Source organism: Pseudomonadota bacterium (assembly GCA_039196715.1).
GTDB lineage: Bacteria > Pseudomonadota > Gammaproteobacteria > CALCKW01 > CALCKW01 > CALCKW01.
This window is the reverse complement of the sequence record JBCCUP010000048.1, coordinates 1-12,600: the sequence shown is the minus strand read 5'-3', so window position 1 is coordinate 12,600 and position 12,600 is coordinate 1. Positions and strand designations below refer to the sequence as shown.

At 68.1% G+C, this 12,600-nt stretch carries 15 protein-coding genes; 8 read left to right on the top strand and 7 right to left on the bottom strand.

Annotated elements, in window-relative coordinates; all coding sequences use genetic code 11:
- Window positions 1-16: 16 nt before the first annotated feature.
- The 4 genes from AAGA11_15415 to AAGA11_15400 are packed head-to-tail and all read right to left on the bottom strand — an operon-like array spanning window position 17 to window position 4,169.
- Complete coding sequence (locus AAGA11_15415; protein ID MEM9604255.1) at window positions 17-895, bottom strand: DMT family transporter; 879 nt, start codon at window positions 893-895, stop codon at window positions 17-19.
- A 51-nt stretch (window positions 896-946) separates the two neighbouring features.
- Window positions 947-2,110, bottom strand: a complete 1,164-nt coding sequence (locus tag AAGA11_15410; protein ID MEM9604254.1) for a PatB family C-S lyase — start codon at window positions 2,108-2,110, stop codon at window positions 947-949.
- A 44-nt stretch (window positions 2,111-2,154) separates the two neighbouring features.
- Window positions 2,155-2,742, bottom strand: a complete 588-nt coding sequence (locus tag AAGA11_15405) for a CAP domain-containing protein (GenBank protein ID MEM9604253.1) — start codon at window positions 2,740-2,742, stop codon at window positions 2,155-2,157.
- On the bottom strand, window positions 2,739-4,169 hold the full coding sequence (locus tag AAGA11_15400; GenBank protein ID MEM9604252.1) for a PLP-dependent aminotransferase family protein: 1,431 nt from the start codon (window positions 4,167-4,169) through the stop codon (window positions 2,739-2,741). The genes AAGA11_15405 and AAGA11_15400 overlap by 4 nt, the downstream gene beginning before the upstream one ends.
- A 191-nt stretch (window positions 4,170-4,360) precedes the next feature.
- Between AAGA11_15400 and AAGA11_15395 the strand changes: the two genes are divergently transcribed.
- The 8 genes from AAGA11_15395 to AAGA11_15360 all read left to right on the top strand — a co-directional run bounded on the left by AAGA11_15395 (window position 4,361) and on the right by AAGA11_15360 (window position 10,268).
- Complete coding sequence (locus AAGA11_15395; GenBank protein MEM9604251.1) at window positions 4,361-4,567, top strand: DUF1127 domain-containing protein; 207 nt, start codon at window positions 4,361-4,363, stop codon at window positions 4,565-4,567.
- Between the two features lie 65 nt (window positions 4,568-4,632).
- Window positions 4,633-5,544, top strand: coding sequence for an SDR family oxidoreductase (locus AAGA11_15390; GenBank protein MEM9604250.1), 912 nt, complete (start codon window positions 4,633-4,635; stop codon window positions 5,542-5,544).
- Between the two features lie 96 nt (window positions 5,545-5,640).
- Window positions 5,641-6,789, top strand: a complete 1,149-nt coding sequence (locus AAGA11_15385) for a PLP-dependent aspartate aminotransferase family protein (GenBank protein MEM9604249.1) — start codon at window positions 5,641-5,643, stop codon at window positions 6,787-6,789.
- 39 nt (window positions 6,790-6,828) lie between these two features.
- Window positions 6,829-7,557 (top strand): sulfite exporter TauE/SafE family protein, encoded by a 729-nt coding sequence (locus AAGA11_15380; GenBank protein ID MEM9604248.1) that lies wholly within the window; start codon window positions 6,829-6,831, stop codon window positions 7,555-7,557.
- 1 nt (window position 7,558) lies between these two features.
- Complete coding sequence (locus AAGA11_15375; protein MEM9604247.1) at window positions 7,559-7,744, top strand: cytochrome oxidase subunit III; 186 nt, start codon at window positions 7,559-7,561, stop codon at window positions 7,742-7,744.
- 205 nt (window positions 7,745-7,949) lie between these two features.
- On the top strand, window positions 7,950-8,525 hold the full coding sequence (locus AAGA11_15370) for an MOSC domain-containing protein (protein MEM9604246.1): 576 nt from the start codon (window positions 7,950-7,952) through the stop codon (window positions 8,523-8,525).
- 26 nt (window positions 8,526-8,551) lie between these two features.
- A complete protein-coding gene (locus tag AAGA11_15365; protein ID MEM9604245.1) occupies window positions 8,552-9,718 on the top strand; it encodes a crosslink repair DNA glycosylase YcaQ family protein in 1,167 nt (388 codons plus the stop codon).
- A gap of 1 nt (window position 9,719) precedes the next feature.
- Entirely contained in the window at window positions 9,720-10,268 is a 549-nt protein-coding gene (locus AAGA11_15360; GenBank protein ID MEM9604244.1) for a hypothetical protein, read from the top strand.
- Window positions 10,269-10,282: 14 nt separating this feature from the next.
- Here AAGA11_15360 and hisD read toward each other — a convergent pair whose 3' ends face one another.
- The 3 genes from hisD to AAGA11_15345 form a co-directional block, all read right to left on the bottom strand.
- The gene (hisD, locus tag AAGA11_15355) at window positions 10,283-11,608 is read right to left on the bottom strand and encodes a histidinol dehydrogenase (protein ID MEM9604243.1); all 1,326 of its coding nucleotides are present in this window, start codon (window positions 11,606-11,608) and stop codon (window positions 10,283-10,285) included.
- A 26-nt stretch (window positions 11,609-11,634) separates the two neighbouring features.
- Complete coding sequence (locus AAGA11_15350; protein ID MEM9604242.1) at window positions 11,635-12,345, bottom strand: DUF3581 family protein; 711 nt, start codon at window positions 12,343-12,345, stop codon at window positions 11,635-11,637.
- A gap of 2 nt (window positions 12,346-12,347) precedes the next feature.
- The coding region (locus AAGA11_15345; protein MEM9604241.1) for a DUF1840 family protein at window positions 12,348-12,600 on the bottom strand (253 nt) is incomplete at its 5' end.

Here is a 12,600-nt window from a genome sequence, read left to right as displayed (position 1 = left end):
GGGCGCCGTCGTTGGCTCAAACCACCACCAGCACCACGCTCAACACCACGAGTGCGATGCCGAGGTATTCGACGCCGCTGATCGCCTCCTTGAAGAAACGCCGCGTGATCGCGAGTGTGAACAGGATTTCGATCTGTCCGACCGTTTTCACCAAGGCGACGTTCTCGAGTGTCATGGCGGTGAACCAGCCCGCGGAGCCAAGTGCACTGGTGAGCCCAACGAACCACCCGACGCGGTGGCGCTGCGCCAACGCGCGCAGCTGGCCGGGCTCGCGCAGGGCCAGCCAGGCGACGCACATGGCGGTCTGCACCGCGACCATGAACACCAGTGTGGTCGCCGCTGTCACCAGCGGGCTGCCGTCGAGCGCGAGGCTCGCCTCCCGCAGCCAGAGGGCCGTGAAGCCGAAGGCGGCGCCGCTGGCGATGCCGTAAAGCGTGCTCGGGTTGCGCCACTTTCCGCCGGCAATCTGGTTGGCGCTGAGTGCGAGCATGCCGGCCACGCCGATGGCGACGGCGGCCCAGTCCAGTGCGCCAAGCGCAGCGCCGAAGAAGATGAATCCGAAGAGTGCCGACTGCAGCGCTTCGGTCTTGGCGAAGGCCGTGCCGACGGCAAAGTTCCGGCGTGAGAACACCGTGATCATCGCCGCGGTGGCGAAGATCTGCAGCGCCCCCGAGGCGATGGCAAAGGCGGCAAAGCGGCCGTTGAGCGACGGCACACTGTCGCCCTGGCTGACGAGCAGGACGCCGAGGTAGGCCGCCGCGACCGGCAGTCCGAACACGTAGCGCGCGGCTGTTGCGCCCATCGGTGAGAGGGTGGTCGCAAGCTGCTTCTGCGCCGCGGTGCGCACGGCCTGCAGGCCGGCCGCGAGCAACGTGCAGGTGATCCAGAGCGGCATCAGCGCGGCCGCTGCTGGCGGGTGACCGGGCGCGCTCGGCCCGCTTGTGGGTCAGCGGAGGCCAAGTTCGCGCGCGCGCTCGGACACCGCCGTCTCGAACCGCGCGATCGCGCGGTCCAACGTGGCGGCCGGGCAGCCGAAGTTCCACCGCACGAAGCGGTCGTCGCCGAACGGCGCACCGGGTGAGAAACCCAGGCCCTTGTCCTCGAACCACGACGGTGCGTCATTGAGCCGCAGGGCGCTGACGTCGATCCAGCCGAGGTAGGTGGCCGCCATCGGGTCCATGTGCACGCCGGGCAGGGCGTTGACCGCGGCGAGCAGCCGGTCGCGGTTGGCCCGAAGCGTCTCGATCAGTTTGGCGCGCCAGGCGCCGCCGTCGCGGTATGCGGCCTCGCTCGCGACCAGGGCAAAGGGGCTCGGTCGGATCACCGGTCCCATCATGTGACGACGGAAACGCGTGCGGGTGTCTTCGTCGGGAATCACCGCGTAGGAGGCGTTCAGGCCGGCGAGGTTGAAGGTCTTGCTCGGGCTCATCAGCGTGATCATGCGCTCGGCGTGTGCTGGCGCAGCCATCGCGGTCGGTGTGAACGACACACCCGGTTCAAGCACCAGGCCGTCGTGGATTTCATCGGACACGACAGTGAGGCCGTGGCGCGCCGCGATCTCGACCACGGCGGCGAGCTCGTCGGGCGAGTAGACGCGTCCGACCGGGTTGTGCGGGGAACACAGGATGATCATGCGCGCCCGCGGGTCGGCTGCCGCCCGCTCGAGCGCGTCGAGGTCGTAGTGCCAGTGGCCGTTGTCCTCGCGCTTGAGCGGCACGTCGCAGACGGTGCGCTCGGCGACCTCCGGCACCACCAGGAACGGGTAGTAGACCGGCGAGGACACCAGCACGGAATCGCCGGCGTCGCAGCAGGTGCGACAGGCCATCGCGAGGCCCGGTACCACACCGGGCAACCACACCAGCCAATTCGGGTCCACGGTCCAGCCGTAGTCGTCCTGGAGGTGCTTCAGGGTGGCTTCGACCACCGACTCGGTCGCGTCTGCGTAGCCGAATACCCCGTGGTCGAGCCGGGCCTGCAGGGCCGCGGCAATCTCGGGCGCCACCGGAAAGTCCATGTCGGCCACCCACAGCGGGATGATGTCGCGGTCCTTGTAGAGGCGCCATTTCGCGCTGTCGCTGTTGCGGCGGTCTATCTCGGAGCTGAAATCCACCCGGCGGGTCCTCGTGCAGTCTGCAAACGGTCGATGGTACCAGTTCAGTCTCCGCCCAGTACGAGGCTCCAGCGGTTCGGTTCGCGCGCCGTGACCGCCGTGTTGCCCGCGCAGGCGATGCCGACCTGAGACACGTCCACGGCCATCAGGCTGGCGCACGCGGCGGGCGTGTCGAGCCAGGTGTTGATCACCGCATCGAGCGACGGTTTGCCCTCGGCGACGAGCTGGTGCAGCGTTCGGTCGTACGGGAAGGTCGGGGTGGCCACCGCGGCCACGCGGTCGGTCACGCTCAGACCATCCGAGCCGGTCGGGTCGGTGAACTGAAAGGCGCGCATGTCGTCGGCGTGGTTCGTCGCGGCGAGGTCGAGGGTGGCGTTCCAGGCCACGCCCGCCGTCGGGTTGAAGCCGAGCGTGCCGCAGCTGCGGGCCGTCGCCCGAACAGCGCTCACGGTGCTTGCGACCGCCGCGTCCAGTGTGTCGGCGGTCGGGCAGAGGCAGTGGCCGAGTTCGTCGCACGCGCTCTCGGTGCTGCCGACGAAACACAGCGGGCCGAGGCAGCCCGAGACGCTCGCCTCGTCGCAACCGACCAGTGCCAGGCTCAGGGCGATTGTGGCGGCCGCGCGGGTGTTCACGCGGCCAGGCGACCGACGATGCGGCCGAGGGTCTCGATGCCGTTCTGCATGGCGTCGCTCCACGGGTGGCCGGCGCAGAGCCGGAGGTAGTTGTTGTACCGCCCGGTCGAGGAGAAGAGCAACCCGGGGGTCACACTGATGCCGGCGCGCAGCGCCTTGTCGTAGACGGTCTGGGAGTCCACCTGCGAGGGCAGTTCGACCCAGACGACGAAGCCGCCGCTCGGGTCCGACACGCGGGTGCCCTCCGGGAAGTGTTCGGCGATGCCGAAGCGCAGGTGCTGCACCTGCTGCTGGTACGCGCGCCGCAAGCGCACCAGGTGGCGGTCGTAGTGGCCCTCCTTGAGAAAGCGCGAGACCGCGAGCTGACTCAGGCTGTTGGCGGCCGAGCTGTTGAGTTGCTTTTGCTGCATGAGGTCGGCGTGGTAGTGCCCGCCGAGTGTCCAGCCGATGCGAAAGCCCGGCGCCAGTGTCTTGGAAAAGGACGACACGGTGATGACCGTGCCCCCGGTGTCAAAGGCCTTGCAGTTGCGCGGTCGATCGCCCGAGAAGGACAGGTCGCCCATCACGTCGTCCTCGATCAATGGCGTGTTGTGCGCGTTGCACAGCCGCACCAGCGCCGCCTTGTTCTCATCCGACATCAGCGCGCCGGTGGGGTTGGCGAAATTCGGCCACACCACCATGGCGGCAATGGCCTCGCGTTCGAGCCAACCCTCCAGCGCGAACAGGTCGACGCCGGTGTGGGGGTCCGACTCGACCTCGACCACGAGCATGCCGAGCTTTTCGATCATTTGCAGCACGGTGAAATAGGCCGGCGCAGCCACGGCGATCACGTCGCCGGCGTTGGCCACGCTCTGCAGCGCGACCATCAGACCCTCGGTGGCGCCGTTGGTGATCAACACCTCATCGGCGTCGACCTCGATGCCGAGGTCCGCGCTGCGCAGCGCGATCTGGCGGCGCAGCTCCGGTTCGCCCGGGGGGAAGTCGTAACTGATCGCGTGCGCGCTCTGGCGCGCCATGACATCGCGCACGGCGCGGCCGAGCGCGGCGACCGGCAAGAGCGCGGGCGCGGGGTTGGCGACGCCGAGCGGCACCACGTCGGGCTGGTTGGCCAGGCCGAAGATCGTCTCGACCGTGTTGCCGAATTGCACCTTGCGCGGGGCCTGGGTGCGGTTGCGTTTCTGCCGAGGCGGCGGGAGCCGTTCGCGGCTGACTTTCACATAAAAACCGGACTGTGGGCGAGACTCGATCAGGCCGCGGTTCTCGAGCAGCAGGTAGGCCTGCATGACGGTGGCGACGCTGACCTTGAGCTTGCGGCTCAGCGCCCGGAGTGACGGCACTTTCTCGCCGGGTCGGAGGGTGCCGCTTTGCACCATATTTCCGACCACTTCTGCCACTTTTTCGTACAGGTGTTTGCCGTGTTCTTGCATGCGGTATTCAGCAGTATGGATGCAATTTAAGTGGATCTGGCAACCAGTTTAGCGCGTTCAAACTGTTACGGTTGACAATCGCTAAAACTGTATCTGTTTTGGTTTGAACCAGGCACTAGATTAGCCTCTCGAAATGACCCGAACCGCCGCTAGATTGGAGGTTCGGAAAAACCACACAACGGGAGACCAACATGACTTCTCTGAGCAACGCAGCACGCCTCGGCGGCACCGTTTCAACCGGCCTGTTCGACGTGGCCAAGCGCACTGTCGGCCTGTGGATGGACCGCTCCGCTTCTCGCAACAAGCTCGCCCAGATGGACGCGCGGATGGCAGAGGACATCGGCCTGACGCCGGGCGATGTGATGCGTGAAGCGAACAAGCCGTTCTGGCGTGCCTGATCGTTCGCCGACACCGTCGGCCACCACGGCAAACCCGGTCACTCTGGCCGGGTTTTTTTTCGCCTGTGGAAAAGCCAACGCACCACACGCACCTTGAAATTCGGGCCGGTGCACGCATCACCGGCAGGAACACCGACGAGGGCACGGCGATGCACGATCTGGCAGGCAAGGTGGCACTGGTAACCGGCGCGTCCGCGCCGCGCGGCATCGGACGGGCGGTGGCCGAGCGCCTCGCGCGGTCCGGCGCCCACGTCGTGGTCTCGGACCTCGGCGGGGAGGGCGTCGAAGACGGCGGCAGTGTCTCTCGGGAAACGCGTCTCGCGAATGTGGTCGACGCCATCGCCGCGGCGGGTGGGTCCGCCGAGCCAGCCACGCTCGACGTCAGTGACCTCGCTGCGATCGAAACCGTCGTCGGCGCGCTCACGTCGCGCTTCGGCGGCGTCGACGTGCTCGTCAACAACGCCGGGTCACTCGCTGGCGCCTGTGCGTTTCTCGAGGCCACACCGGCCCAGTGGCAGGCGAGCTTTGCGGTCAACCTGCTCGGTCCCGTGGCGCTGGCGCGCGCCGTGATACCGCACATGCAGGCGGCCGGGTGGGGTCGCATCGTCAACATCGGCTCGACCGGAAGCCTCGGTGCCGAGCCGGGCTTCGGCGCCTACACCGCGATGAAGCACGCGTTGGTGGGCTTCAGCAAGACGCTTGCGGCCGAGTTCGGACGCGACGGCATCCGCTGCAACACCGTGTGCCCGGGGTTCATCGACACCGACATGCACGCCGCCGCCAACGCCCGACTCGCGCGCGAGACCGGCGCGTCGCTCGAGGCGGTCAAAGCGGCGCGGTACCGCGCGGTGGCCACCGGTGACGCGGGCACGCCCGAGGACGTGGCCGAGGCCGTCGCATTTCTCGTGAGCCCGGCCGCGCAGTACATCACCGGCGTCAACTTGCCGGTCAGCGGTGGCGTGCCGTTCGGCATCTGAACGCATGCGAACCGTTCGCCGTTGCCCGCCGCCGGGCAGCGTCGTCAGGCCACGGAATCGCTGGTGTACCATGGCTTTTTGATCGGAGTGCCAGCCATGTCAACACCGCCACGACACCGGCCTGACACTGTGCTCGCGCACGCCGGACTGACCCCCGATGCGCGCGACGGCAGCGTGGTCGCAGCCTGGCAACCGAGCGCCACCTTTGCGCGTGACGGCGACTATGCCCTGCGCGACCCGCGCTACACCTACGCGCGCTACGACTCGCCGAGTTGGGAGACTGCGGAGCGCCTGCTGGCCGAGCTCGAACAGGGCGCTGACGCGCGCCTGTTTGCCTCCGGCACCGCCGCCGGTGCCGCCGTGGTGCAGGCGCTGCGCCCGGGTGACCGCATCGTCGCTCCGCGCGTGATGTACCACGGCCTGCGCGCGTGGATGATCCGGTACTGCGCGACCTTCGGCCTCGACCTCGCGTTTTTCGACGCGACCGAATCCGGTGCACTCGAACGCACGCTCAGCGAGGCGCCGACGGCGCTCCTCTGGATCGAGACCCCGTGCAACCCGACCTGGGACGTGATCGACATCGCGGCGGCGGTGGCGCTCGGGCACGCGGCCGGTGCACGCGTGGTGGTCGATTCCACCGTGGCAACACCGCTGCTGACCCAACCGCTGACGCTCGGCGCCGACATCGTCTTCCACTCCGCAACCAAGTACCTCAACGGCCACTCTGACGTGGTCGCCGGTGTCGCCGTGTGCCGCGAACACGATGCGTTCTGGATGCGCGTGATCGACGTGCGCAGCAGCACCGGCAGCATCCTCGGCAGTTTCGAGGCCTGGCTGCTGCAGCGCGGCTTGCGCACGCTCGCGCTGCGGGTGCGTGCGGCGTGCGGTAACGCGCTCGCGATCGCGCAGCACTTTGACGGCCACCCTGCGGTCCACACGGTGCTCTACCCGGGGTTGCCGTCGCACCCCGGCCACGCCGTTGCCGTGCGCCAGATGCGCGGCGGCTTCGGTGGCATGCTCTCGCTGCGGGTCGCCGGCGGGCGCGACGCCGCGTTGGCGGCGGCGACCCGCTGCCGGGTGTTTCTGCCGGCGACTTCGCTCGGCGGTGTGGAGAGCCTGATCGAGCACCGCGCGAGTATCGAAGGGCCGGACAGCCCGGTGCCCGACGACCTGCTGCGCCTCTCGGTCGGTATCGAAGCAGTCGACGACCTGATCGCCGACCTCGAACACGCCCTGGCCGGGTGAGCGTGCGTGGGTGCGGTCGACCCTGGACTGATCGCGCTCGTGAGCGGGGTGTTTCTGCTCGCCGGCACGGTCAAGGGGGTGGTCGGCCTCGGTCTGCCGACGGTGTCGATTGCCCTGCTGACCTTTGCGCTTGGCCCGGACCCCGCCGTCGTCCTCATGCTGCTGCCGTCGCTCGTGACCAACGTGTGGCAGGCCGCGGTGGGCGGCCACTTTCGCACCCTCTTGCGGGAATTGCGGTTTTTCTTTGCCGGTACCGCGGTGACGCTGTGGTTCGGTGTGCTCTGGCGGGGCACCTTCGCACCCGATACCCTGACCCTCGTGATCGGTTCTCTGGTGGTGCTCTACGCGTTGGTCGGGCTCGCAACGCCAAGGTGGCCGGTGCCGAGCGCCCGTACGACGCGCTGGAGCCACCCGGTCATGGGTCTGGTCTCGGGCGTCATGACCGGCCTCAGCGGGCTCTTCATCCTGCCCGGCGTGATGTACCTCCAAGCCCTGCAACTCGGACGCGATCGGCAGGTTCAATGCCAGGGGATGATGTTCACGCTCACCACCGTGGGGCTGTTGCTCGCCTTCGGCAGTCGGGGTGTCGCCACACCGACGTTGCTCGGGTTGTCGGCTTTTGGTGTACTGCCCGCGGCGTGCGGGCTCTGGCTCGGCGGTCGGTTGCGACGCCGCCTGTCCGAGTTGCAGTTCCGGCGCGCCGTGCTGATGGCGCTGTTGCTGCTTGGCAGCTACATCGTTCTGCGAACCTGGCTGGGAGGGGACTGAGGTGACGACGGATTCGGCGCGTTTCAAAACGCGGTGTGAAATTGCAGGGTGGGTGCTGTTCATCCTCTCGGCGTGCGGCTTCATTGCCTCGAGCTGGCGCAGCGGGGATTTACCAAGCCTGATCGGCGGGCTGTTCTTCCTGGTCGCTTGCTTCGTCTTCCTGCTGCCCTATGTTCGCCGTGGCTAGATGCTGTCGTCACGAGCCGGATAATCGGCTGCAAACTGTGCGGGCGTCGTACGCATTGCTGCGCTTCCACTGCTGGCCTGTACCACTACGTACACTGGGCTGCGGTTCTCACAAATCGCTGTTTTCGCTCGATTCTTCAACGCGTGACGAAAGCATCTAAAAATCCGGCGCTGCGTGGTAGTGCATTCACTGGAGGGCCGACGCCATGGCGGTACTGATTCCGTCGGACATCGCCGGCACGGCCGACGCCGTGCTGATCAACGCGGACGAAACCACACTCTGCACCGCGCCGGTCGCGTCGGTCGACGCCGACTTTGGCGGCTTCCCGGGCGACGTGCACCATGGCCTGACGCGCGCGTCGTGCGTGCGGGTGCGGCGCCAGTACCCGGTTGGCACCGAGATACGCAACACGCGGCAGGTGTCCATCCTCGCGGCCGAGGACCTCGCGGGCATCGCCACCGACCTTGGACTCGACACGATCGATCCGGCCTGGGTCGGCGCCAACCTTCTCATCAGCGGCATCCCGAAACTCACCGAGTTGCCGCCGTCGACGCGCTTACTGTTTCCGAGCGGTGCGGCGCTCGTGGTCGACATGGAGAACGAGCCCTGCACGTTCCCGGGCGAGGTCATCGAGTCACACCACCCCGGCCACGGCGCCGGCTTTGTGCGGGCGGCCATCGGACGACGCGGGGTCACGGCCTGGGTCGAGCGCCCGGGCCGGATCGCGCCCGGCGACACGGTGTCCGTTCACCTGCCGCCCAACCGGGTCTACACGCCATAGCGCTCTCGCTCGACACGGCGCGCCGCATGGCACTGGCGGCGCAGGGCTTTGGCGCGCCTGTGCGTGGCGCGCGGGTGACGCGCGCGCACTTTCGTCGCGTGCTCGAACAGATGGGCGTTCTGCAGCTCGATTCGGTCAACGTGCTGTGCCGCTCGCATTTTCTGCCGGTGTTCTCGCGGCTCGGACCCTACTCGCGAGACTGTTTGGACGACTGGTTGTGGTTGTCGGGCGAGAACGTGGAGTTTCTGGCCCACGAGGCGGCGATCACGCCGCGCGCACTCTACGGCGATTTGCAGTTCCGGCACGACACCCTGCGCTACAAGGGCCTCGCGACTTTTGCGGCCGAGAACGCGGGTTACCTCGACGCCGTGCTCGCGGAAATCTCGGAGCACGGCGCGCAGTCGGTGCAGACCTTACGTGACCCGGGCAAACGCACTGGCCCGTGGTGGGGCCTGCCCAAGGGCAAGATCGCGCTCGAGTGCCTCTTCGGCCAGGGTCGGCTTGCGATCGCTCGGCGCGATGCGCGCTTCATCACCTGGTACGACCTGCCCGAGCGGGTGCACGGTGCGCGTGGCTCGGCTGCACCTGTTGAGGCACAGCACCGCGCGCTGCTGCAACGCGCGGCCGCGTGTCTGGGCCTGGGCACGCTCGACGACCTCGCGGACTACTTTCGCCTCAGCATGCCGCACGCCCGGCCGCGTGTGGCAGAGTTGGTCGAGGACGGTGTCCTGCAGGCGATCGAGGTCGAGGGATGGACACAGCCGGCCTACCAGCTGCCGGGTGCTCGGCGGCCGCGGCGGCTCGAGGCGGCCTGTTTTCTGAGCCCCTTCGACCCGGTCGTCTGGTACCGCCCGCGCGCCTTGCGGTTGTTTGACTTTCACTACCGCATCGAAATCTACGTGCCCGCCGCCAAACGCCAGTTCGGCTACTACGTGTTGCCGTTTCTGCTCGGCGACCGCATCCAGGGGCGCGCCGACATGCGCGCCAACCGCGCCGACGGCTGCCTCGACGTGCCTGGGCTTTACGCCGAGCCCGGTGCAGACCTCGACGCGCTGGTGCCGGCGATGGCGCGGCAGTTGCGTGCTCTGGCGACCTGGCTCGGTCTGGCCCGTATCGAGGTCGCTGCGCGGTGCCCTGCGTCATCGGGTGTCAGCAACGCCGTGTCCGATGGCGCGGATCTGGAGGAGGTGTGACGTGAAAACGTTGTGCAGAAAGGTGGTGACGGTGTGCGGACTCGTCGGACTCGCGGCTTGCGACAGCACGCCGCTGAGCGAGTCGACTGACGGCGGCGACGCCACCGTCGCACGTCACTGTGGTCCGGCAACGGGCACCGGCACCGGTGACCCGGCGGCCAGCCACCGTATTGCGGTTGACCTCCGCAATGTGCCGGCGGCGCTCCCGTGCGAAGCCCGCGTGCGCATCACCGTGTACGGCTACGACCGCATGGTGGCGGACGTGGCTGCGACGCCCTTGTTGTCGGTGGTCGAGCCCGTACCCGCGAGCGCGACGTTGGTGCTACACGTCGACGACTCGGACTTCCAGCGGATCGCGTTCCAGACAGGCGTGACGTCCACCCTCGGCCACTACCTCGATGTCGATCTCGATGTCGACGGCGACGGCACCGTGTGCGGCGCCGACCTCTCGCAGGACTTCAGCGCGTCGCCAATGGTCTTCTTCCGCTACGAGGATACGTCTGCGGCAGCCAGTGTGGCGCTGCGCGTGAACGGCGACCTCTGCCCCTGAGCCGCCTGGGTGGTTCAGTCGAGCTCGCGGTGCGCGGCATCGCGCAGCGCGCTGACCGCATTGGCGTGCGCGTCGAAGCCCTCGTAGCGGGCGAAGCGTTCGGTGTGCGGGGCCATTTCGCGGTAGCCGGTCTCGGTCATGTGGCCGATCGATTGCGACTTCATGAAATCGCCGACGTTGAGCGGTGACCAGGTGTGTGCGCCGCCGCCCGTCGGCAGCACGCAATTCGGGCCCATCATGTAGTTCGCGATGCAGCCGGGTGCGTGTTCGCCGAGCAGGATCTCACTGGCGTTGCGGATGTGCGCGAGGTGTTCCCACGGGGTTTTCGAGAGCACCTGCAGGTGTTCGGGCGCGTAGTCGTTGACGAAGGCGTAGGCGTCCTCTGGCCCGTCGGCGAGCACGACACCGCCGCGGGTGCCACCGAGCACCTCGCGCGAGTACCCCGAGAGCGTGTCGCTCATGTGCGCCCAGTACGCGGGCACCTTGGCGCGCACCCGCTCGGCGACCGACTCGGACCAGGTGACCAGGAAAGCCGAGCTGTCCGGCCCGTGCTCGGATTCGATCAGGAGGTCCAGGGCTGCAATATTCGGGTTGGCGGTCGGATCCGCGAGCACGATGACTTCGGACGGTCCGGCCGGCAGGCCGGCGTCGATGCGCCCGGCGAGCAGGCGTTTGGCCGCAACCAACCACGGGCTGCCGGGGCCGAGGATCTTGCGGCAACGCGGCACGGTCTCGGTCCCGAAGGCGACCGCGGCGACGGCCTGAGCGCCGCCCACCTTGTAGACCTGCTCGACACCGGCGAGCTTGGCCGCCACGAGTGTGCCTGCGTCGATGCCACCGTCCGGGCCGGGCGGGCTGAGCAGCACCGGGGTCGGCACACCGGCGACCACCGCCGGGATGCAGGTCATCAGCGTGACCGACGGAAAACACCCTTTGCCGCGCGGCGCGTAGCAAGCGACCGAATCGATTGGCGCGTGCCGCTCACCGACCACCACGCCGGGGCGAATCTCGGTCATCCACATCGGTTGCGGCTTCTGTTGCTCGTGGTAGCGCCGGATGTTGTCGGCGGCGTAGCCGAGCGTGTCAACGAGGGCAGGGTCGAGCGCATCAAACGCGGCTGCGACGTCAGCGGGCGTCGCGGCCAGCTCGTCCACCGCCACCGGCGCCTTGTCGAACTCGCGGGCAAAGCGGGCCAGGGCGGTGTCACCCTCGGCCTCCACCGCGGCGATGATCGGCTTGACGGCATCGAGAAACGGGTCGAGTGCGTCGTCCGCGCGCAACAGCAGCGTCGCGCGCTCGGCGGTGCTCAGGTCGGACAGGCGGTGCAGGGCGATCGTCATCTCGCGTCGTCTCGTCGTGGTCGCGCTCAGGCCGGCTTGGGCCAGGCCCGCTTGGCGGCGTCGTAGGCTTCGACAATGCCGTCGACGGCGTCGTCTTCCCAGGCGCGCAGGCCGCTGAGCAGCATGTGTTTTTCCCCATGGCCGACCAGGGTGCCGTCAGCGTTGGCCACGTCGAAGGGCAGCGTCACTGCGCCTTTCTTGCCGTCCACGTTCATGCTGGCGTTGCGGGGCAGCAGTGTCACCGATGCAAGGTCGGCCCGCTCGAGCTGCAACTGCATGCTGCGGTACATCACCATCGGCCGCGCCGGGTTGACCATCACGCCGTGCGCCCGCCAGAGCGGCACCAGGATGTGCGGGAAGGTCTGGCCCGAGTAGCTGACGTAGGCGGCGGTCAGCGCGGCAACCGCGGCTGGCTCGGCGGGCAGCGCACCGTGGTGGTTGGCGTCGAGAAAGGTCTTGTCGCCGTCGACCAGTGCGGTGCGTTCGGGTGTGTGGTCGACGCGCAGTGTGTCGTGCTCGTCGACCATGCCGGTGAAATCGACGGCGATCCGACGGTGCAGGCCGATGCGGTGCAGCAACACGCTGAACAGCAGGTCGCCCGGCACACAGAAGCGCCGCGCGTCAGGGTCGTGGATCGGGTTGAAGTCACCGGCGACGGACTTGGCAAACCGGCTCGCCTGTTCGCGCGACACGCTGACGCCACCGTCGCGTTCGGTGGTGTAGTGTGAGAGGTCCACGGTCAGCGTTTCTCCTGCCACATGAAATAGCCGCCGCTGGCGACACAGCGCTCGAGCAGGTCCAGCACGGGCACGGCCCGGCGGTTGATCGACACGGCATCCGCCTCGTCGTCCTCATCGGCATCCGGGTCGGTCTCGTCGGAGTCCGGCCGCTGCGACAAGGCCGCCTTCAGGCGATCGAGGGCAGCTGGCAGGTCCTCCGCACGCAGCGCGCCCTGGTCGCGGCCGCTGGTGCCCATCATCTCGAGCAGTTGC